The 18,564-nt window shown below is 73.9% G+C and carries 19 protein-coding genes; 17 read left to right on the forward strand and 2 right to left on the reverse strand.

The features are described 5' to 3' along the window. Positions 1 to 187: 187 nt before the first annotated feature. The 7 genes from dop to pafA all read left to right on the forward strand — a co-directional run bounded on the left by dop (position 188) and on the right by pafA (position 6,319). Positions 188 to 1,693 carry a depupylase/deamidase Dop gene (gene dop, locus ACI8AG_RS01500; RefSeq protein ID WP_456595646.1) on the forward strand — a complete coding sequence of 502 codons (1,506 nt, stop codon included), beginning with the start codon at positions 188 to 190 and terminating at the stop codon, positions 1,691 to 1,693. Between the two features lie 116 nt (positions 1,694 to 1,809). Then, positions 1,810 to 2,019 (forward strand): ubiquitin-like protein Pup, encoded by a 210-nt coding sequence (locus ACI8AG_RS01505; protein ID WP_456587866.1) that lies wholly within the window; start codon positions 1,810 to 1,812, stop codon positions 2,017 to 2,019. A 32-nt stretch (positions 2,020 to 2,051) separates the two neighbouring features. After that, the gene (locus tag ACI8AG_RS01510; protein ID WP_456595647.1) at positions 2,052 to 2,726 is read left to right on the forward strand and encodes an endonuclease VII domain-containing protein; all 675 of its coding nucleotides are present in this window, start codon (positions 2,052 to 2,054) and stop codon (positions 2,724 to 2,726) included. Positions 2,727 to 2,798: 72 nt separating this feature from the next. After that, positions 2,799 to 3,656, forward strand: a complete 858-nt coding sequence (prcB, locus tag ACI8AG_RS01515; protein WP_456587864.1) for a proteasome subunit beta — start codon at positions 2,799 to 2,801, stop codon at positions 3,654 to 3,656. Between the two features lie 3 nt (positions 3,657 to 3,659). After that, a complete protein-coding gene (gene prcA / locus ACI8AG_RS01520) occupies positions 3,660 to 4,529 on the forward strand; it encodes a proteasome subunit alpha (protein ID WP_456595648.1) in 870 nt (289 codons plus the stop codon). 28 nt (positions 4,530 to 4,557) lie between these two features. Beyond that, positions 4,558 to 4,905, forward strand: coding sequence for a hypothetical protein (locus ACI8AG_RS01525; protein WP_456587862.1), 348 nt, complete (start codon positions 4,558 to 4,560; stop codon positions 4,903 to 4,905). A 55-nt stretch (positions 4,906 to 4,960) separates the two neighbouring features. Next, the gene (gene pafA / locus ACI8AG_RS01530; RefSeq protein WP_456587861.1) at positions 4,961 to 6,319 is read left to right on the forward strand and encodes a Pup--protein ligase; all 1,359 of its coding nucleotides are present in this window, start codon (positions 4,961 to 4,963) and stop codon (positions 6,317 to 6,319) included. Positions 6,320 to 6,397: 78 nt separating this feature from the next. Here the strand turns inward: pafA and ACI8AG_RS01535 are convergent, their stop codons facing one another. Then, positions 6,398 to 7,549 (reverse strand): DUF3866 family protein, encoded by a 1,152-nt coding sequence (locus ACI8AG_RS01535; protein ID WP_456595649.1) that lies wholly within the window; start codon positions 7,547 to 7,549, stop codon positions 6,398 to 6,400. Positions 7,550 to 7,625: 76 nt separating this feature from the next. On the opposite strand from ACI8AG_RS01535, the gene ACI8AG_RS01540 reads away from it, so the two are divergent. From ACI8AG_RS01540 to ACI8AG_RS01575, 8 genes are all read left to right on the forward strand, one after another. Then, a complete protein-coding gene (locus ACI8AG_RS01540) occupies positions 7,626 to 8,615 on the forward strand; it encodes a helix-turn-helix transcriptional regulator (RefSeq protein WP_456595650.1) in 990 nt (329 codons plus the stop codon). Next, on the forward strand, positions 8,612 to 9,595 hold the full coding sequence (locus tag ACI8AG_RS01545) for a helix-turn-helix transcriptional regulator (RefSeq protein WP_456595651.1): 984 nt from the start codon (positions 8,612 to 8,614) through the stop codon (positions 9,593 to 9,595). The genes ACI8AG_RS01540 and ACI8AG_RS01545 overlap by 4 nt, the downstream gene beginning before the upstream one ends. Positions 9,596 to 9,604: 9 nt before the next feature. Then, a complete protein-coding gene (locus tag ACI8AG_RS01550) occupies positions 9,605 to 9,811 on the forward strand; it encodes a hypothetical protein (protein WP_456587857.1) in 207 nt (68 codons plus the stop codon). A 112-nt stretch (positions 9,812 to 9,923) separates the two neighbouring features. Beyond that, complete coding sequence (gene tatA, locus ACI8AG_RS01555; RefSeq protein WP_456587856.1) at positions 9,924 to 10,256, forward strand: Sec-independent protein translocase subunit TatA; 333 nt, start codon at positions 9,924 to 9,926, stop codon at positions 10,254 to 10,256. An 88-nt stretch (positions 10,257 to 10,344) separates the two neighbouring features. Further along, the gene (gene tatC, locus ACI8AG_RS01560) at positions 10,345 to 11,196 is read left to right on the forward strand and encodes a twin-arginine translocase subunit TatC (protein ID WP_456587855.1); all 852 of its coding nucleotides are present in this window, start codon (positions 10,345 to 10,347) and stop codon (positions 11,194 to 11,196) included. Positions 11,197 to 11,201: 5 nt separating this feature from the next. Further along, positions 11,202 to 12,089 (forward strand): diacylglycerol/lipid kinase family protein, encoded by an 888-nt coding sequence (locus ACI8AG_RS01565; protein ID WP_456595652.1) that lies wholly within the window; start codon positions 11,202 to 11,204, stop codon positions 12,087 to 12,089. A gap of 108 nt (positions 12,090 to 12,197) precedes the next feature. Then, a complete protein-coding gene (locus ACI8AG_RS01570) occupies positions 12,198 to 15,047 on the forward strand; it encodes a DEAD/DEAH box helicase (RefSeq protein ID WP_456595653.1) in 2,850 nt (949 codons plus the stop codon). Positions 15,048 to 15,138: 91 nt separating this feature from the next. Continuing rightward, positions 15,139 to 15,789 (forward strand): DUF4333 domain-containing protein, encoded by a 651-nt coding sequence (locus ACI8AG_RS01575; RefSeq protein ID WP_456595654.1) that lies wholly within the window; start codon positions 15,139 to 15,141, stop codon positions 15,787 to 15,789. Positions 15,790 to 15,807: 18 nt separating this feature from the next. Here the strand turns inward: ACI8AG_RS01575 and ACI8AG_RS01580 are convergent, their stop codons facing one another. Beyond that, positions 15,808 to 16,725: a 5'-3' exonuclease gene (locus ACI8AG_RS01580; protein WP_456595728.1), complete on the reverse strand. Its 918-nt coding sequence runs from the start codon at positions 16,723 to 16,725 to the stop codon at positions 15,808 to 15,810. 133 nt (positions 16,726 to 16,858) lie between these two features. Here ACI8AG_RS01580 and ACI8AG_RS01585 point away from each other — a divergent pair, with 133 nt between their 5' ends. Together ACI8AG_RS01585 and ACI8AG_RS01590 are read left to right on the forward strand one after the other, a co-directional pair. Next, a complete protein-coding gene (locus tag ACI8AG_RS01585) occupies positions 16,859 to 18,013 on the forward strand; it encodes a M24 family metallopeptidase (RefSeq protein WP_456595655.1) in 1,155 nt (384 codons plus the stop codon). Beyond that, positions 17,988 to 18,461, forward strand: a complete 474-nt coding sequence (locus ACI8AG_RS01590; protein ID WP_456587833.1) for an Lrp/AsnC family transcriptional regulator — start codon at positions 17,988 to 17,990, stop codon at positions 18,459 to 18,461. The genes ACI8AG_RS01585 and ACI8AG_RS01590 overlap by 26 nt, the downstream gene beginning before the upstream one ends. Positions 18,462 to 18,564: the final 103 nt, after the last annotated feature.

Below are 18,564 nucleotides of genomic sequence, written 5' to 3' on the forward strand. Positions count from 1 at the left end.
AGAGGGCGCGCGGCGCGTCCGAAAGATGCGGGGTACCGGCTCGACGGCCGTGGCCCGCGTTCGTCCCGATGACCGCGCTGGTGCGGCCGGGGCACCACCGAGGCTACGGAACCGATCCGGTATGTGCCAGGTCCGCGGCTCGATGCCGGCACCGGTCCCCGGAGCGGCCTCGGCCTAGGGTTGGGCCATGAGCGTGCGGCGGGTCATGGGCACCGAGGTCGAGTACGGCATCTCGGTGCCGCGGCAGCCGGGGGCGAACCCGACCACGCTGTCGAGCCTCGTCGTGAACGCGTGGGCGGTGGCCGATGCGCCGACGCCCCGCCGTCCCCGGTGGGACTTCGAGGAGGAGTCACCGCTGCGCGACGCCCGGGGCTTCGACCTGACCCCGGCCCAGGCCCTGGACCACAACGACCTCGACGAGGACTCCGGGATGGCCAACGTCATCCTGACCAACGGCGCGCGCCTCTACGTCGACCACGCGCACCCGGAGTACTCGACGCCGGAGGTCACCACCCCGCGCGACATCGTCCTGTGGGACAAGGCGGGGGAGCGGGTCATGACTGAGGCCGCCCGCCGCGCAGTGCAGATCCCCGGCACGCACCCGATCCAGCTCTACAAGAACAACACCGACGGCAAGGGCGCGTCCTACGGCGCGCACGAGAACTACCTGATGGACCGGCGGACGCCGTTCATCGACATCATCCGCGGGCTGGTGCCGTTCTTCGTCACCCGGCAGGTGTTCGCCGGCTCCGGCAAGGTCGGCATCGGGACGGAGAGCCGGACGCCGGGGTTCCAGCTCTCGCAGCGCGCCGACTTCTTCGAGGTCGAGGTGGGTCTGGAGACGACCCTGAAGCGGCCGATCATCAACACGCGCGACGAGCCGCACGCCAACCCCGACGAGTACCGCCGGCTGCACGTGATCATCGGCGACGCGAACCTGGCGGAGCTGTCCACCTACCTCAAGGTCGGGACGACGTCGCTGGTGCTGGCCATGATCGAGGCGCGGGCCCTGCCCTCCGACCTCGCGATCGAGGAGCCGGTGGCCGAGCTGCAGGCGGTCAGCCACGACCCTTCGCTCACCCACCGGGTCCGGCTCCGCGACGGACGGCAGCTGACCGCGATCGAGGTGCAGCGGCTCTACCTGGAGGCGGCCGAGCGCTTCGTGGCGACCCGCGGGGAGGCCGACGAGCAGACCACCGACGTGCTGCACCGATGGGCGGCGGTCCTCGACGACCTGGCGGCCGACCCGATGCGCCTCGCCGACCAGCTGGACTGGCCGGCGAAGCTGCGGCTGCTCGAGGGGTACCGCTCCCGCGACGGCCTGGACTGGAACGACTCGCGGCTGCAGCTGGTCGACCTGCAGTACTCCGACGTCCGGCCGGACAAGGGGCTCTACAACCGGCTGGTCGCCCGCGGGGCCATGCAGCGGCTGCTCACCGACGACGAGGTGACGCGTGCGATGGTGACCCCACCGGCAGACACCCGGGCGTTCTTCCGCGGCGAGTGCCTGCGCCGCTTCCCGACGCAGATCGCCGCCGCCTCCTGGGACTCGGTGGTCTTCGACCTGGGCCGGGAGAACCTGGTGCGCATCCCGACGCTCGAGCCGTTGCGGGGCACCCGGGAGCACGTCGGCGCGCTCTTCGAGGCCTCCGCGACGGCCCAGGAGCTCGTCGACACGATCACCGGCCCCTGACCGGCCGTCCTCAGCGATGGGCTGTCTCCACCGCCCTCGGCCGGCGGACGCCGGATGTCGGTTCCTGCGGGTACTTTCCTGACCAGCACCAGCCACGAGAAGGACCGGAGGGCAGCATGGCCACCAGGGACACCGGCGGGCAGCAGAAGGCGACGCGGTCGCGCGAGGAGAACGAGGAGATCGAGGCGTCGGTCGACTCGGAGGTGGCCGAGCGCCACAAGGAGATGACCGAGGACGTCGATTCGTTGCTGGACGAGATCGACGACGTCCTCGAGGAGAACAGTGAGGACTTCGTGCGTGCGTACGTACAAAAAGGGGGCCAGTGACCAAGATCATCTTCTGGTGAAGAAGCTGATCGGTGGACACCAAGTTCTGTCGTGACTGCCGGGCGCACCGCCCCGTCTCCGACTTCAGCAAGAACAAGAGATCGCGTGACGGACTCGCCTTCTACTGCCGCACGCATCTCGCCGAACGAGCTGCCAAGAGCCGGGAAGCCCGCCGTCTCCAACCACGCAAGCACCGGCTGGCACCGAAGGGCCTCGACGTCCCGGAAGGCTCGAAGTGGTGTCCCGACTGCGGCGAGGTGAAGGCGTTCGAGCAGTTCCCGAAGACGCGCACGACCCGCTCCGGGCACGCCACCCACTGCCTCCCGTGCCACAACGCCCGCGGCCACGCCTCGCGTGCGAAAGCGGGCGGTGCACGCTCGTACCACCTCACACGGCGGTATGGCATCACGGCGGCCGAGGCGGATGTGATGCTCGAAGTACAGGGCGGGGTATGCGCCATCTGCCGCACCGCGCCCGCCCAGCACGTCGACCACGACCACGCGACGGGCGCCGTCCGGGCGCTGTTGTGTTTCAACTGCAACGGCGGGCTCGGCCAGTTCAGGGACGATCCGGAGGTGTTGCGCGCGGCCGCGGACTACGTCCGCTTCCACACCCTGAGCCAGCGCATCACGGCCATGTTCTCGGTTGCCGGCCTCGGCCCGGTCCGAGCCATCCGGGTGGAGCGACCGCCGGTAGGGTCGCCCTGACGCCGAGGAGCACGAAGCTCCCGGCGGAGCAACGGGTGGACGCCGGCGCATGCAGGCGGGAGAGGCGGATGGGTGAACGAGTCGTCAGCTGGCCGGAGCGGGTTCCCGCCCGCGTACCTGGACCGGGTGGGTTCCTCGTTCACCGACTTCCTCGGGTCCACCGCGCCCGACCTGCTGCCCGGTCGGCGCCCGGTCCCGCAGCTGCCCGTGGGTGACATCGCCCCGCACGGCACCACGATCGTCGCCGCGACCTACGCCGGCGGCGTGCTCATGGGTGGCGACCGGCGCGCCACCATGGGGAACCTGATCTCCAGCCGCGACATCGAGAAGGTCTACCCGGCCGACTCCTACAGCGTCATCGGCATCGCCGGCGCCGCGGGCATCGCCATCGAGATGGTGAAGCTCTACCAGGTCGAGCTCGAGCACTACGAGAAGATCGAGGGCCTCACGCTCTCCCTCGACGGCAAGGCCAACCGCCTGGCGCAGATGATCCGCGGGAACCTCGGCGCGGCGCTGCAGGGCCTGGCCGTCGTCCCGCTGTTCGCCGGCTTCGACCTCGACGCCGCCCCCGGCGAGCTCCCGGGCCGGATCTTCAGCTACGACGTCACCGGCGGGAACTACGAGGAGCGCGGCTACGCCACGGTCGGCTCCGGCTCGCTGTTCGCCCGGAACAGCCTCAAGAAGACGTGGCGGCAGGGCCTGGACGCCGCAGCCGCGACCCGCACCGTCGTCGAGGCCCTCTACGACGCGGCCGACGACGACTCGGCCACCGGCGGTCCCGACCCGGTCCGGCGGCTGTACCCGATCGTCTACCGGGTCGACGCCGAAGGCGCCGTCCGGCTCACCGACGCCGAGATCGCCGCCGTCGCCGACGCCATCGTGACCGAGCGCGCGGCCGCCGAGCGCCAGAATGCGGCCGGGGAGGCCTGAGCCATGACCATGCCCTACTACGCCTCCGCCGAGCAGGTCATGCGCGACCGCTCGGAGTACGCCCGCAAGGGCATCTCCCGCGGTCGCAGCGTCGCCGTCCTCACCTACGTCGACGGCGTGCTGCTCATCGCCGAGAACCCCAGCTCCACGCTGCACAAGATCGGCGAGATCTACGACCGCATCGGCTTCGCCGCGGTCGGCCGCTACAGCGAGTTCGAGAGCCTGCGCGTCGCCGGCGTCCGGCTGGCCGATGTCCGCGGCTACTCATACAACCGCCGCGACGTCACCGGCCGGGTGATCGCCAATGCCTACGCGCAGACCCTCGGCGCCATCTTCACCGAGCAGATGAAGCCCTACGAGGTCGAGCTGTGCGTCGCCGAGGTGGGGGAGACCCCCGACCGCGACCAGCTCTACCGGCTCACCTTCGACGGCTCGGTCGTCGACGAGCCCGACTTCGTGGTCATGGGCGGCCAGGCCGACGCCGTCACCGGGCACCTGCGCGACCACTTCCACGCCGGCATGGGGCTCGCCGACGCGCTCAAGGTCGGCGTCGACGCCCTCTCCGCGGTCAGCCCCGCCACCGCGGGGAGCGGTGACGGCGGTCCGTCGCGGCTGACCGCCCAGCAGCTGGAGGTCGCCGTCCTGGACAGGCGGCGCCCCAAGCGGGCGTTCCGCCGCGTCGTGGGCGCCGCCCTGCACACCCTGCTCGGTGACGGCGAGACCGGTACCGAGGGGACGCAGCCGCCCACCTCCGCCCACGTGCCCAGCCACCCCGCCCCGGGCACGCCGGCCGGGCTCGGTGACCCCGCCGCCCCCGACACCGCCGGGGGCGCCACCGACAGCGGCGAGGGGCATCCGCAGTCGGGCGGATGACCCGCGCGTACGGGGTAGGGGAGCGGGCATGCCGGACTACGAACTCAACGACGACGCGCTCGCGCAGGCGAGGAAGCTCATCGACGACGGGAAGTACGACGACGAGACCGAATGGTCCGACGCCGCACCGTCCGCCGACGACGGCAATGCCGAGATCGACGCGCATGGCTGGGACGGCTACGCCGCCTGGCACCTCGCCGTCGATCCGGACGCCGGCGAGGAGACGAAGAAGCGCTACCACTTCCCGTACGGCGACTTCTCGAAGGTCAACCGGGCCGCGCTGATCCACGGCAAGCAGCGGGCGTCTCAGAACGGGCACGACGAGATCGAGCAGGCGTTCGACGACCTGCTGCAGCGGCTCGACGCGAAGCGGTAGCGCCCCGCCGGTCCGGCGGTGGGCCGGTGTCGCTTCCGGCGCCTAGGCTCGGAGCGTGGACCGACGGATCTTCGGCATCGAGACCGAGTACGGCGTCACGTGCACCTTCAAGGGGCAGCGCCGGCTGTCACCGGACGAGGTGGCCCGCTACCTGTTCCGACGGGTGGTCTCGTGGGGGCGCAGCTCCAACGTCTTCCTGCGCAACGGCTCCCGGCTCTACCTCGACGTCGGCAGCCACCCCGAGTACGCGACGGCCGAGTGCGACGACCTCTCCGAGCTCGTCGTCCACGACAAGGCCGGCGAGCGGATCTTGGAAGGCCTGCTGGTCGACGCCGAGCAGCGCCTGGCCGAGGAGGGCGTCACCGGCGACATCTACCTGTTCAAGAACAACACCGACTCGGCCGGCAACAGCTACGGCTGCCACGAGAACTACCTCGTCGGCCGGCACGGCGAGTTCGGCCGGCTCGCCGACGTCCTGATCCCGTTCCTCGTCAGCCGGCAGATCGTCGTCGGCGCCGGCAAGGTCCTGCAGACCCCGCGCGGCGCGCTGTACTGCGTCAGCCAGCGGGCGGAGCACATCTGGGAGGGCGTCTCCAGCGCCACCACGCGGTCCCGGCCGATCATCAACACCCGCGACGAGCCGCACGCCGACGCCGAGCGCTACCGGCGGCTGCACGTCATCGTCGGTGACTCGAACATGAGCGAGACGACGACGCTGCTCAAGGTCGCCATGACCGACCTCGTGCTGCGCATGATCGAGGCGGGCACCCCGATCCGCGACATGACGCTGGAGAACCCGATCCGGGCGATCCGCGAGATCAGCCATGACATGACCGGCCGCCGGAAGGTGCGGCTGGCCGGCGGCCGCGAGATGTCGGCGCTGGAGATCCAGGCCGAGTACCACAGCCGCGCCACCGAGTTCGCCGACCGCGAGGGCTGCACCCCGGTGCACCGGCAGATGCTCGAACTGTGGGGGCGGGTGCTCAAGGCCGTCGACAGCGAGGACCTCAGCCTGATCGACCGCGAGATCGACTGGGCCATCAAGTACAACCTGCTGGAGCGCTACCGCGCCAAGCGCGACCTGCCGCTGTCCTCGCCGCGCATCGCGCAGATGGACCTGGCCTATCACGACATCAGCCGCACCCGGGGGCTGTACTACCTGCTCGAGCGCAACGGCCAGGTCGACCGGGTGGCGCACGAGCCGCGGGTCTTCGAGGCGAAGAACGTGCCCCCGCAGACCACCCGCGCCAAGCTGCGCGGCGAGTTCATCCGCAAGGCGCAGGAGAAGCGGCGCGACTTCACCGTCGACTGGGTGCACCTCAAGCTCAACGACCAGGCGCAGCGGACCGTGCTGTGCAAGGACCCGTTCAAGTCCGTCGACGAGCGCGTGGAGAAGCTCATCGCCAGCATGTGAGCTGCCGAGCCATGCGAACTCGTGGTCATCGGTCGCTGATGGCCCCGAGTTCGCATGACTCGCCGTTCCGGGACGGCGTCAGGCGTCGGGCGTGGAGACGGTCTCGGCCGAGCCCTCCGCATCTTCGGGCACCGGCACCTGGAGCGCCGCGTAGCGCCCGGCCGCCGCCGCGGCCAGGAAGTAGGCCCGCTCCTCGGGGTAGCCGCGGCCCATCGTGCGCAGCGGGACGGGTGAGAGCCCCAGCGCGGCGTCGAGCCCGTCGGTGTCCACCCAGACGACGGTGTTCCGCTCCGGCTGGCTCGCCAGGTCCTCGTCCACCTGACCGCCGAGCTCGGAGGAGAGCCCACGGGGCGCCACCAGGGTCACGCCGCCCAGCGCCACCCGCCCGAACGCGGTCAGCGAGTGGTGGGAGACACCGCGGTGGCGCGGGCGCGGATCGGCGTCGGAGATGCGCAGGGCCCCGACCGGCAGGCCGCCCAGGACGCTGACGGCGTTGCACGCCTCGCCCGCGGCCACCCCGGAGAAGCCCCACGGCGTTCCCGTGCCCAGGTTGCCGGGTCCCTGCGTGACGACCGCCAGGTCGGCGTGCAGCACGTGCCTCGCCGCCAGCAGCCCGGTGTGGAGCGTGACCGCCTCCAGGTCACCGCCGTAGGCCTGACCGGCGGTCACCACGCCGGCCAGCGAGGGCTTGAGCGCGCCCACCGTGCGGGAGAACGCGGCGGGCAGCGCCCCGCCGTCGGTCATCACGTAGGCGACCTTGAGATCGGGGTCGGTCGCCAGCATCCCGATCAGGACCGCCGGCAGGGCCGAGTGCAGGTCGGCCACGACGACCGGCATCCCGCCGAGGTCGTCGGCGTCCGCGATCGTCGCGTGGTGCTCGGTCTCCTGCTCGTCGACGCCCTGCACCATCACCTGCAGCGGCGTGTACCGGGCCTTCACCAGGTGCCCGGGGCCCTCGGGGTCCGGGGGCAGCCGGTCGGGGACGGCCACCACCATCGCGTAGCCGCCGGTGCCCAGCTCCCGCGCCAGCGCGGTGGTGTTGAGCAGCACCTCGTCGCCCACCTCGGGGACGCCGACGAGGGAGGGGTAGGCCAGCGCCCGCAGCTCGCCGTCATCGGCCACCTCGACGGTCACCTCCAGCGCGTCGCGCCAGGCCCGGCCGGTCGCGGTGACCCGGCCCCGCCGCCAGCGGATCCGGGATGCGGGCGCGGACGGGGGAGCACTGGTCATACCCGCAGGCTAACCAGCACGCCGCCGCGCGGCCGGGCGACGACGGCTCCCCGGCGGGCTGACTAGCCTGGGGGCCATGGCGGCCAAGCGGGCGGAGCGACTGGTCAACCTGGTCATCGCGCTGCTCAGCACCCGGCAGTACGTGACGGCGGCGCGCATCCGCGCCACCGTGCCCGGGTACGAGCCCGACGACGGCAGCGACCGGGCCGACGAGGCGTTCAAGCGCATGTTCGAGCGGGACAAGGCCGAGCTGCGCGAGATGGGCGTGCCCCTCGAGACCGGGCGCACCAGCGTCTTCGACACCGAGGACGGGTACCGCATCGCCCGCGCCGACTACGAGCTGCCCGAGATCCACCTCACCGGGGAGGAGGCAGCCGCCGTGGGCCTGGCACTGCGGCTGTGGGAGTCCGCGCAGCTGGCCGGCACCGCGCAGAGCGCCCTGGTGAAGCTCAAGGCCGCCGGCGTCGACGTCGACTCGTCCCGTGCGCTGCCGATCAAGCCCCGCCTGGACCGGGGTGAGGCGGCGTTCGAGCCCTGCTACGCCGCGGCCCGCGACCGGCGCCGGCTGCAGTTCGACTACCGGCGCCCCGACGAGGACGCCGCGACCCGCCGGGACGTCCAGCCGTGGGGGGTGGTGGCCTGGCACGGGCGCTGGTACCTGGTCGGGCACGACCTGGACCGGCGGGCGCCGCGGGTGTTCCGGCTCTCCCGCGTCGTCGGCACGCCGAAGGCCGTGGGCCCGGCGGGGGCGTTCGAGCCGCCGCCCGACCTCGACCTGACCGCGGTCGTCGCCGGGCAGGTGCAGGGGGAGGAGTACCTCGTCGTGGTGCGGGCGCGGCCGGGAACCGCCGTGGGGCTGCGCCGGCACGCCACCTCCCTCGGCCCGGCCGACGACGGCACCGGTGAGGTGGAGGACCGGCTGCAGCTGCGCACCACCGAGCCGTGGGCCCTGGCCGACCAGATCGCCGCCTACGGCGCCGACGTCGTGGTGGAGGCGCCGACCGACATGCGGGACGCCGTGATCGCCCGGTTGACCCGCCTGGCCGCGATGGGGACGCGCCCGTGAGCGCCGGGGGCGCGACCGACCGGATGACCCGGTTGCTGGCCCTGATCCCGTACCTCACCGCCCGTCCCGAGGGCGTGGCGCTCGCCGAGGCTGCCCGCGACTTCGGCGTCCCCGAGCGGCAGCTGCAGCGCGACCTGGAGCTGCTCTGGATGTGCGGGCTGCCCGGCTACGGTCCCGGCGACCTGATCGACGTCGCCTTCGAGGGGGACCGGGTCCGGGTCACGTTCAGCGCGGGGATGGTGCGGCCGCTGCGGCTGACCACCGACGAGGCGGTCGCGCTGGTCGTCGCGCTTCGCACGCTGCTGGAGCTGCCCGGCCTGGCCGAGCGCGACGCCGTGAGCCGGGCGCTGGCCAAGGTCTCGGCAGCCACTGGTGACGCGGCGGCCCGGATGGCGCCGCTGGCCGTGAGCGTCGACGCCCGGGAGGAGACCCTGGCGCTCGCCCGGCAGGCGCTGCAGGACCGGCGCGCGGTGCACCTGCACTACTACGTGCCGGCCCGCGACGAGCGCACCGAGCGCACCGTCGACCCGATGCAGCTGCTCTACGTCGACGGGCACTGGTACCTCGAGGCCTGGTGCCGCCGGGCCGAGGGCGTCCGGCTGTTCCGGCTCGACCGGGTGGACGAGGCCACGGTGCTGGACGAGCCCGCCGCCGCGCCGCCGCAGGCGACCAGCCGCAGCATCGACGACGGGCTCTACCAGCCCGGCCCCGACACCCCGGCCGTGCGCCTGCGGCTGGCCCGCAGCGCCCGGTGGGTCGCCGACTACTACCCGACCGAGGACGTGACGCCCGTCGACGACCCGCCCGGTGGGCTGGCCGTCACCGTGCGCACGGCGGACCTGGCCTGGGCGCGGCGGCTGGTCGCGATCCTGGGCGGCAACGCGGTGGTGGAGGAGCCGGCCGAGATCGGCGCGCAGGTCGCCGCCGAGGCCCGGGCCGCCCTGGCCCGGTACGGGGTGGCGCCCGGCGGCGCGGGCTAGGGTTCGGCCGTGGTGTTCTGGATCGTGCTCGCCGTCGTGGTCGTCCTGGCGCTCGCCGTGCTCGGGGTGCTCGCCCACGGCGTGCTCGGCGCCTTCGGGCGGCTGGCCCGCGAGCTGACCGCGGCCGAGGCCGACATCGCGCCGGTACGGGCCGGGCTGCAGGAGTCCGCCGACCGCGCCGGCCGGCTACGCGACGCCCGGTCGTCCGCCGGCTGAACGGCCGGCGAACTCCGTCCCGAGCGGCGGTTCCTGTGCTCGTACCGGTCGGGAAACCGGTGCCCCGCGGCGTAGCATCACCCCAGTCACCACACCTTTCGGAGGACGCGCCATGGGGTCACTCGGCCCGCTGGAAATCGGCCTGATCATCCTGGCCATCCTGTTGCTCTTCGGCTACAAGAAGCTGCCCGACGCCTCGCGCTCGCTGGGTCGTTCGCTGCGCATCTTCAAGGGCGAGATGAAGGGCATGAAGGACGACGACGTCCGCACCCGCGACGCGGCGAAGACCACACCGGTCCGCGGCGAGATCGTCGCCCCCGCGTCCTCCGCGGCGGACGAGCGGAACGCGCAGCTGCAGGAGGAGGCGCGGCAGGCCGAGGCGCGTGCGGCGGAGCTGCGGGCGCAGGCCGACCAGGCCCGTGCCGCGGCCGACGGCCCCCGCTGACCGCTTCGCACCCGGGGGTACGGCGGTGAGCGAGGCGACCCGCGGCGCGCGTCGGCGTCGGCGGCGGCCACGCGATGCCCAGGCCACCATGAGCCTGATCGCCCACCTCACCGAGCTCCGCAACCGCATCGCCAAGTCCCTGCTGGCGCTCGCGCTCACCACGGTGCTCGCGTTCTGGTGGTACGAGCACGGGCTGGGCGAGTTCATCCGTGCCCCGTACTGCGGGCTGCCGGAGGACCTGCGCTATGCCGGGGACGACGCCGGTGGCTGCGGACTGCTCGTGACCAACGTCTTCGGCGGTGTCTTCATCCGCCTGAAGGTGGCCTTCCTCGCCGGCGTGGTCCTCGCGGCGCCGGTGTGGCTCTACCAGCTGTGGGCCTTCATCACCCCCGGCCTCAAGCGCAACGAGAAGCGCTACGGCGTCGGCTTCGTCGCCGTCTCCACGCTGCTCTTCGTGCTCGGCGCCGTGCTGGCCTACGTGTCGCTGTCCGCAGGCCTGGAGCTGCTGCTGAGCCTCGCCGGCGACGGGGTCGTGGTGGCGCTGACCGCGCAGGACTACATCGGCTTCGTCCTGTCGCTGCTGGTGGCGTTCGGGGTGAGCTTCGAGGTTCCGCTGATCGCCATCGCGCTCAACCTGGTCGGCGTCGTGAGCTACGAGGCGCTGCGGGGGAGCCGCCGCTGGATCTTCTTCCTCACCGTCGTCTTCGCCGCGTTCGTGACGCCCACGCAGGACCCGTTCACCATGCTGCTCATGGCCGGGCCGATGATCGTGCTGTTCGAGCTGGCGATCCAGACCGCCCGCCTGGTCGACCGTCGCCGGGCCCGGCGCGCGGCCGCCGAGCACTTCCACGGGCTGGACGACGACGAGGCCTCCCCGCTGGACGCCAGCCCGTCACCGCTGGAGGAGCCGGTCGAACCCTCGCCGTCGGCCCGCGGCTGACCGGCGTGGACGTCGCGGTCCTGGTCAGCCCGGCCGCCGGGCGGGGCCGCGCCCGCGCCGTGGCCCGGGCGGTCCTCGACGCCCTGCGCGAGGAGGGCCTGGCGCCCCGGGTGCTCGACGCGACCACCCGACCCGACGCCGAGCGGCAGGCAGCGGTCGCGGTCGACGGCGGCGCCCGCGCCGTCGTCGCGATCGGGGGCGACGGCGCCGCCCACGCGGGGCTGCAGGCGGTCGCCGGCACGCCCGTCCCGCTCGCCGTGGTCCCGGCCGGCACCGGCAACGACCTGGCGCTGGCCCTCGCCGTGCCGACCGATCCGGTGGCCGCCGCCCGCGCCGCCGCCGGCGACCTGCTGGCCGGCCGCGCCCGGGCGGTCGACGCCGGCCGGACCGCCGGCCGGTGGTGGGCCACCGTGCTGTGCTGCGGCTTCGACTCCGCGGTGACCGACCGCGCCAACCGGCTGCGCTGGCCACGCGGCCGCCGCCGGTACGACGTCGCCGTCTTGGCGGAGCTGGCCCGGCTGCGGCCCTACGAGGTGACGCTCACCCTGGACGGGGTGGTGCGCACCCTGCCGGCCACCATGGTCGCCGTCGGCAACACGGCCTGGTACGGGGGCGGCTTGCGGATGTGCCCGGGAGCGGACGTCGCCGACGGACTCCTCGACGTCACCGTCGTGGGGGTCGTCTCCCGGCGGGAGCTGGTCCGCACCAAGCCGCGGCTGGCCGACGGCACCCATGTCCACCACCCCGCGGTGACGGTGCACCGGGCCGCCCGGGTGGAGCTGGCGTGCGCCGGCGTCAGCACCTACGCCGACGGCGAGCTGGTGGCCCCGCTGCCGGTCGTGAGCGAGTGCGTCCCCGGCGCCCTCCGCGTCGTCGGCGCCGGCCGGGCCTGAGCACCGGGTCGGTCGGCCGCGTCCCGGGGCTCGCCCCGAGCCGTCGAGGGGCGGGGAGGACGGGGTCCTTCCGCTGATCGACCCGGGCAGAGCGCCTACCGTGGGGGCATGTCCAGCCCCGCTGAGCGGTACGCAGCTGCCCGGAGGCGGACCTCCCACCCGGTCCTGGCCGAGTTCACCGCCGAGCTCGGCTTCTCCCTGGACCCGTTCCAGGTGGAGGCCTGCGAGGCGCTCGAGCGCGGCTCCGGCGTGCTCGTCTGCGCCCCGACCGGTGCCGGGAAGACCGTGGTGGGTGAGTTCGCCGTGCACAAGGCGCTCGCCGAGGGGCGCAAGGCCTTCTACACGACGCCGATCAAGGCGCTGTCGAACCAGAAGTACAACGACCTGGTCGAGCGCTACGGCGCCGACCGGGTCGGGTTGCTGACCGGCGACAACGCCGTCAACGGTGACGCCCCGGTGATCGTGATGACCACCGAGGTGCTCCGCAACATGCTCTACGCCGAGTCGCCGGCGCTGGCGGGGCTGGGCTACGTGGTCATGGACGAGGTCCACTACCTGGCCGACCGGTTCCGCGGTGCCGTGTGGGAGGAGGTGATCATCCACCTGCCGCAGTCGGTGACTCTGATCTCCCTGTCGGCGACGGTGAGCAACGCGGAGGAGTTCGCCGACTGGCTGGTCACCGTGCGCGGCGACACGGAGGTCGTGGTCAGCGAGGTCCGGCCGATCCCCCTCTGGCAGCACATGCTCGTCGGCAACCGGGTGTTCGACCTGTTCGCCCTGCGCCCCGCGGCGCACGCGGGGGAGCAGGGCGTGGAACCCCGGTCGCTGTCCACGCGCGAGCGCGGCGCCTCCGTGGTCGACCCCGAACTGGTCCGCTACGTGCGCGAGCACGAGCGTCGTATCGACAGCTGGGGTGGCTCCTCGCGCCGGGAGGGCCACCACCGGCCCCGGTACCGGCCGCCCGCCCGGTCCGACGTCGTCGAACGGCTCGACCGCGCCGGTCTGCTGCCCGCGATCACGTTCGTGTTCAGCCGCAACGGGTGCGACGCCGCCGTGCACCAGTGCCTGCTCAGCGGGCTGCGCCTCACCGACGAGGCCGAGCGGGCCGAGATCGCCGCGATCATCGACGAGCGCACCGGATCGCTGCCGGAGGAGGACCTGCACGTCCTCGGGTTCTGGGAGTGGCGCGAGGGCCTGCTCGCCGGGCTCGCCGCCCACCACGCGGGGCTGGTGCCGGCGTTCAAGGAGACCGTCGAGGAGTGCTTCGTCCGCGGCCTGGTCAAGGCCGTCTTCGCCACCGAGACCCTGGCGCTGGGCATCAACATGCCCGCGCGCACCGTCGTCCTCGAGCGGCTGGTGAAGTGGAACGGCGAGGCGCACGTCGACATCACGCCGGGGGAGTACACGCAGCTGACCGGTCGTGCCGGCCGTCGCGGCATCGACGTGGAGGGGCACGCCGTCGTCATCTGGGCGCCGGGGATGGACCCGAGCGTGGTCGCCGGGCTGGCCAGCACCCGCACCTACCCGCTCCGGTCGTCGTTCCGGCCGAGCTACAACATGGCGGTCAACCTGGTGGGTTCCTTCGGGCGGGCCCGGGCCCGCGAACTGCTGGCGAGCTCCTTCGCCCAGTTCCAGGCCGACCGCTCGGTGGTCGGCCTGGCGCGGGCGGCGGCCCGTCACGAGCGGGACGCCGCGCAGTTCGCCGCGGAGATGCGCTCCGACCGTGGTGACGTCGGGGCCTACGCGCAGTTGCGCCGGGAGATCGCCGACCGGGAGAAGGAGCTCTCCCGGGACTCGCAGGCCAAGCGCCGGATGGAGGCCGCCGACGCGCTGGCCGCGCTGCGCCCGGGGGACGTCATCCGCGTGCCGACGGGCCGCCGGCAGGGGCTGGCCGTCGTCCTCGACCCGGGCATCACCGACCTGGCCGATCCGCGCCCCCTGGTGCTGACCGAGGACAAGTGGGCCGGGCGGCTGGGCTCGGTAGACTTCCCGACGCCGGTGCAGGCGCTGGCCCGGGTGCGGGTGCCCAAGAACTTCAACCACCGCAGCCCGCACGCCCGCCGCGACCTCGCCTCCACCCTGCGCAACGCACGGGTGGAGCACGAGCTGGGGGCGCGCCGGGTGAAGAAGGGGCGCTCGGCGGCGGCCGACGACCCGGTGCTCGCCGACCTGCGGCAGGCGCTGCGCAACCACCCGGTGCACCAGCTGCCCGACCGCGAGGAGCGGGTGCGGATGGCCGAGCGCTGGCTGCGCGCGGTGCACGAGGCGGAGTCGCTGCAGCGGAAGATGGCCGAGCGCACCGGCTCCCTCACCCGCCAGTTCGACCGCACCTGCGACGTCCTGGAGGAACTGGGCTACCTGGTGCCGGAGGTCGCGCCGCTGGTCCCGGCCGACACCGAGGTTGTCGGTGCGGTCGACGACGCGGGGGCGGAGGAGGACAGGGTGACCGACGACGGCCGCCGGCTGGCCCGCATCTGGTCGGAGTCGGACCTGCTCGCCGCCGAGTGCCTGCGGGCCGGCATCTGGCGCGGCCTGACGCCGGCCGAGCTGGCGGCCGTGGTCTCGACGCTGGTCTTCGAGGCGCGGCGGGACAACCCTGCCCTCCCCGCCGTCCCGGCCGGCAAGGTCGGCGTGGCGATCGGCGAGATGCGCGCCATCCGCTCCCGGCTGCAGGACGTCGAGCTCGACCACGGCGTACCGGCCGGCCGCGACCTCGATCTCGGCTTCGCCTGGGCCGCCTACCGCTGGGCCGACGGGCAGAGCCTGGACCGGGTGCTCGCCGGCGCGGAGCAGGCCGGCACCGAGCTCTCCGGGGGTGACTTCGTCCGCTGGGCGCGGCAGCTCATCGACCTCCTGGACCAGCTCGGCAAGGTCGCCGACGACCCCGTGGCCCGGACCGCCCGGGCCGCGGTGGAGCGAGTGCGGCGGGGGGTCGTCGCCGTCGCCGTCGGCGGCTGATCAACGGTCCGCCGCCACCGGCCCGGTGCCCGGGTGCGGCAGAATCCCCGGCGCCCGGTCGCCGACCGGACGCAGGCAGTCGGGAGCGACGATGACCCATCCGCCGCACGGCGAGCACTCCTCCGGCGATGCACCGGGCGGGGACCGTCCCGCGCCCCCGCAGCAGCCCTGGGGTCCGCCGGCCTGGCCCCACGGGCAGGCTCCGGCCGGCTACGGCCGGCCCGGGGACACGCGGCCCTACGGCGCCCCACCGTTCGGTCAGGCTCCCTACGGCCAGCCGCCGCAGCACAGGCCCCCGGGCGCCGGCGGGTACGGCCCACCCCGGTACGGGCAGCCACCGCACGGGCAGCCGCAGTACGGCCCGCCGGCGCAGTACGGGCCCCCGGGCGCGAGCGGTTCCCGACCGCCGCAGTACGCGCTCGCCCGGCCTCCGGCCCGCACGACGCGGACCGGGCTGCTCGTGGGGCTGCTCGTGCTGGCGGCCGTCCTCGTCGGCGGCGTCGTCCTGGCGAGCACCACCGGGCCGACGGTGCTCTCGCGCTCGGCGGTGGAGCGCGACGTCGCCGAGCAGTTCGAACAGCGCGAGGGCGTCGCCGTCGACCTGGACTGCGACCAGGAGATGCGCGTGGAGGAGGGGGCCACCTACGCGTGCATCGGCGTGACCGCCGACGACGAGGAGATCACCCTCCGGATCGAGATCACCGACGCCGAGGGCGCCCGGTACACCTGGAGCGAGCCGTGACCCGCGGCTGAGGCGTGCTCAGCCGAGCGCGTCCGCCGGCCAGCCCAGCGCGGCACCCAGGCGGCCGAGGGAGGACTGCAGGCCGTGCCGCTCGGCCAGCGCGGCCAGCGCGCCGGGGTCGGCGGGGGAGCGGGGGAGGGCGCCTTCGACCGCGGGCAGATCGATGTCCCGCGCCACGGCGACCACCACCGGGGCGGCGTCGAGGTAGTCGGCGGCCGCGTGCAGCTTCTTCAGCACGGCCGCCGTCAGCGGCGGCGCCGGGACCACCGTGCGCGCCACCGCCGCCCGGATGCCGGCCAGGTCGCCGAACTCGCCGATGAGCGCGGCGGCGGTCTTCGCGCCCACGCCGGCCACGCCGGGCAGCCCGTCGCTCGGGTCGCCGCGGAGAACGGCGAAATCGGCGTAGGCCCGGCCGGGGATGCCGTACTTCGCGGTGACGGCGGCCTCGTCGACGAACTCCAGGTCGGAGATGCCCCGCGCCGTGTACAGCACCCGCACGCCGCGGGCGTCGTCGACCAGCTGGAACAGGTCGCGGTCGCCGGTGACGACGTCGACGGGGCCGCGGGCCCGGGTGGCGAGCGTGCCGATCACGTCGTCGGCCTCGTAGCCCGGTGCGCCGACGCGGGCGATCCCAGCGGCGGCGAGCACCTCGATCAGGACCGGCACCTGCGGAGCGAGCTCGTCGGGGGTCTCCTCGCCGCCCTCTGGCGCGACCCGGTGGGCCTTGTACGTGGGCAGCGCCGCCACCCGGAACGCCGGCCGCCAGTCGTCGTCCCAGCAGGCGACCAGCCGGTCCGGCGCGTGCGCGGTCACCAGGCGCGCCGTCATGTCCAGGAAACCCCGGACGGCGTTGATCGGCCGCCCGTCCGGGGTGGTGACGCTGGTCGGGACGCCGTAGAAGGCGCGGAAGTACAGCGATGCGGCGTCCAGGAGCATGGTGGTCACGCGGCCACCCCGCCGACCTGTCCCCTCGTCCGCCCGGACCGCGCGTGCTCGTCCACGTCCGCGGACGGTAGCGGTCTGGCAACGATTGCGGGGAAGGGTGGTCCGGCGTGGCTACTCTGCGCCGGTGGCAACCGTGACAGAACCGGCCGGAACAGGCCCGCTCGTGACCGTCGACCGGGTGCACGCCGCCCGGGCGATCGCCGGTGAGCTGGGCGTGGACCTCCTCGTCCTCACCCCCGGCGCCGACCTGCGCTACCTGTGCGGCTACGCCGCCCACGCGATGGAGCGGCTGACCGCCCTCGCGGTGCCCCGCTCGGGCGAGGCGTTCCTCGTCGTGCCCCGCCTGGAGGCGCCCATGGTCGACGCCAGCCCGGCCGGAGCGCTCGGCCTGGAGGTGCTCGCCTGGGACGAGACCGACGACGCGTTCACGGTGCTGGCCGGGGCGGCGACCGCCCGGCTCGGCTCCGCCCCCGCCCGGGTCGCCGTCGGGTCGCGTACGTGGGCCGAGCACGCGCTGGGTGTGCAGCGGGCGCTGCCCGGGTCGGCGCTGGAGCTCGCGAGCCCGGTCGTGGACCGGCTCCGCATGGTGAAGACGCCCGCCGAGGTCGAGGAGCTGGCCCGGGCCGGCGCGGCGATCGACCGGGTGCACGCCCGCATGGGGGAGTGGCTGCGGGTCGGCCGCACCGAGGCGGAGGTCGGCGCCGACATCGCGGCGGCCATCCTGGCCGAGGGGCACGTGGGGGTGGACTTCACCATCGTCGGCTCGGGGCCCAACGGCGCCAGCCCTCACCACGAGCTCTCCGGCCGCACGGTGGAGGCCGGGGACGTCGTCGTCGTGGATATCGGCGGGGAGACGGCGACCGGCTACCGCTCCGACTGCACCAGGACCTACGTCGTCGGCGGGAGCGCACCGGCCGACGTGGCGCAGTGGTACGAGGTGCTGCACGCCGCGCAGCAGGCGGCGACCGCCGCGGTGCGCCCCGGCGTGACGGCCGAGCAGATCGACGCGGCGGCCCGCACCGTGATCGCCGACGCCGGCTGGGGCGAGTACTTCATCCACCGCACCGGGCACGGCATCGGACTGGACAGCCACGAGGCGCCCTACATCGTGGCCGGCAACCAGCTCCCGCTGGAGCCGGGCATGGCCTTCTCCGTGGAGCCGGGCATCTACCTGCCCGGTCGCCACGGCGCCCGCATCGAGGACATCGTCGTCTGCACCGACGACGGCGTCCGCGTCCTGAACAACGGTCCCCGTGAGCTCGTCGAACTCCCCGGCTGAGGCCGGGGGCGTCCCGCTGGACGTCGACCGGGCGCTGATGGCGGCGCTCGCCCGCGACGGCCGGGCCAGCTTCACCGAGCTGGCCGAGCGGGTGGGGCTGTCGGTGTCGGCCGTGCACCAGCGGGTGCGGCGGCTCGAGCAGCGCGGGCTGATCACCGGGTACCGGGCGACGCTCGACGCCACGCAGATCGGCCTGCCGCTGACGGCCTTCGTATCGATCACCCCGACCGACGCGCAGACCGACGACGCCCCGGCCCTGCTGGCGCACCTCGACGCCATCGAGGAGTGCCACGCGGTCGCGGGGGTGGAGAGCTACATCCTCAAGGTGCGGGTGGCCTCGCCGGACGCGCTGGAGAACCTGCTCAAGGAGATCCGCGCCGCCGCGAACGTCCGCACCCGGACGACGGTGGTCCTCTCCACCCCCTACGAGGCCCGGCCACCCATCTGACCGCCGGCTGTCATGGGTCACGAGGGGGCCCCCCGTGCGCAGCCATCGCTCGGCGTGGTGGTCGACCGGCCCCCCGGTGTGGCCTGACCGATGACTCTCCCGC

This window comes from Blastococcus sp. SYSU DS0552, from assembly GCF_054050815.1.

Coding starts and splice junctions, on each gene's coding strand:
- dop (WP_456595646.1), top strand. CDS start 188: ATGAGCGTGCGGCGGGTCATGGGCACCGAGGTCGAGTACGGCATCTCG.
- ACI8AG_RS01505 (WP_456587866.1), top strand. CDS start 1,810: ATGGCCACCAGGGACACCGGCGGGCAGCAGAAGGCGACGCGGTCGCGC.
- prcA (WP_456595648.1), top strand. CDS start 3,660: ATGACCATGCCCTACTACGCCTCCGCCGAGCAGGTCATGCGCGACCGC.
- ACI8AG_RS01525 (WP_456587862.1), top strand. CDS start 4,558: ATGCCGGACTACGAACTCAACGACGACGCGCTCGCGCAGGCGAGGAAG.
- ACI8AG_RS01535 (WP_456595649.1), bottom strand. CDS start 7,549: ATGACCAGTGCTCCCCCGTCCGCGCCCGCATCCCGGATCCGCTGGCGG.
- ACI8AG_RS01540 (WP_456595650.1), top strand. CDS start 7,626: ATGGCGGCCAAGCGGGCGGAGCGACTGGTCAACCTGGTCATCGCGCTG.
- tatA (WP_456587856.1), top strand. CDS start 9,924: ATGGGGTCACTCGGCCCGCTGGAAATCGGCCTGATCATCCTGGCCATC.
- tatC (WP_456587855.1), top strand. CDS start 10,345: ATGAGCCTGATCGCCCACCTCACCGAGCTCCGCAACCGCATCGCCAAG.
- ACI8AG_RS01570 (WP_456595653.1), top strand. CDS start 12,198: ATGTCCAGCCCCGCTGAGCGGTACGCAGCTGCCCGGAGGCGGACCTCC.
- ACI8AG_RS01575 (WP_456595654.1), top strand. CDS start 15,139: ATGACCCATCCGCCGCACGGCGAGCACTCCTCCGGCGATGCACCGGGC.
- ACI8AG_RS01580 (WP_456595728.1), bottom strand. CDS start 16,725: ATGCTCCTGGACGCCGCATCGCTGTACTTCCGCGCCTTCTACGGCGTC.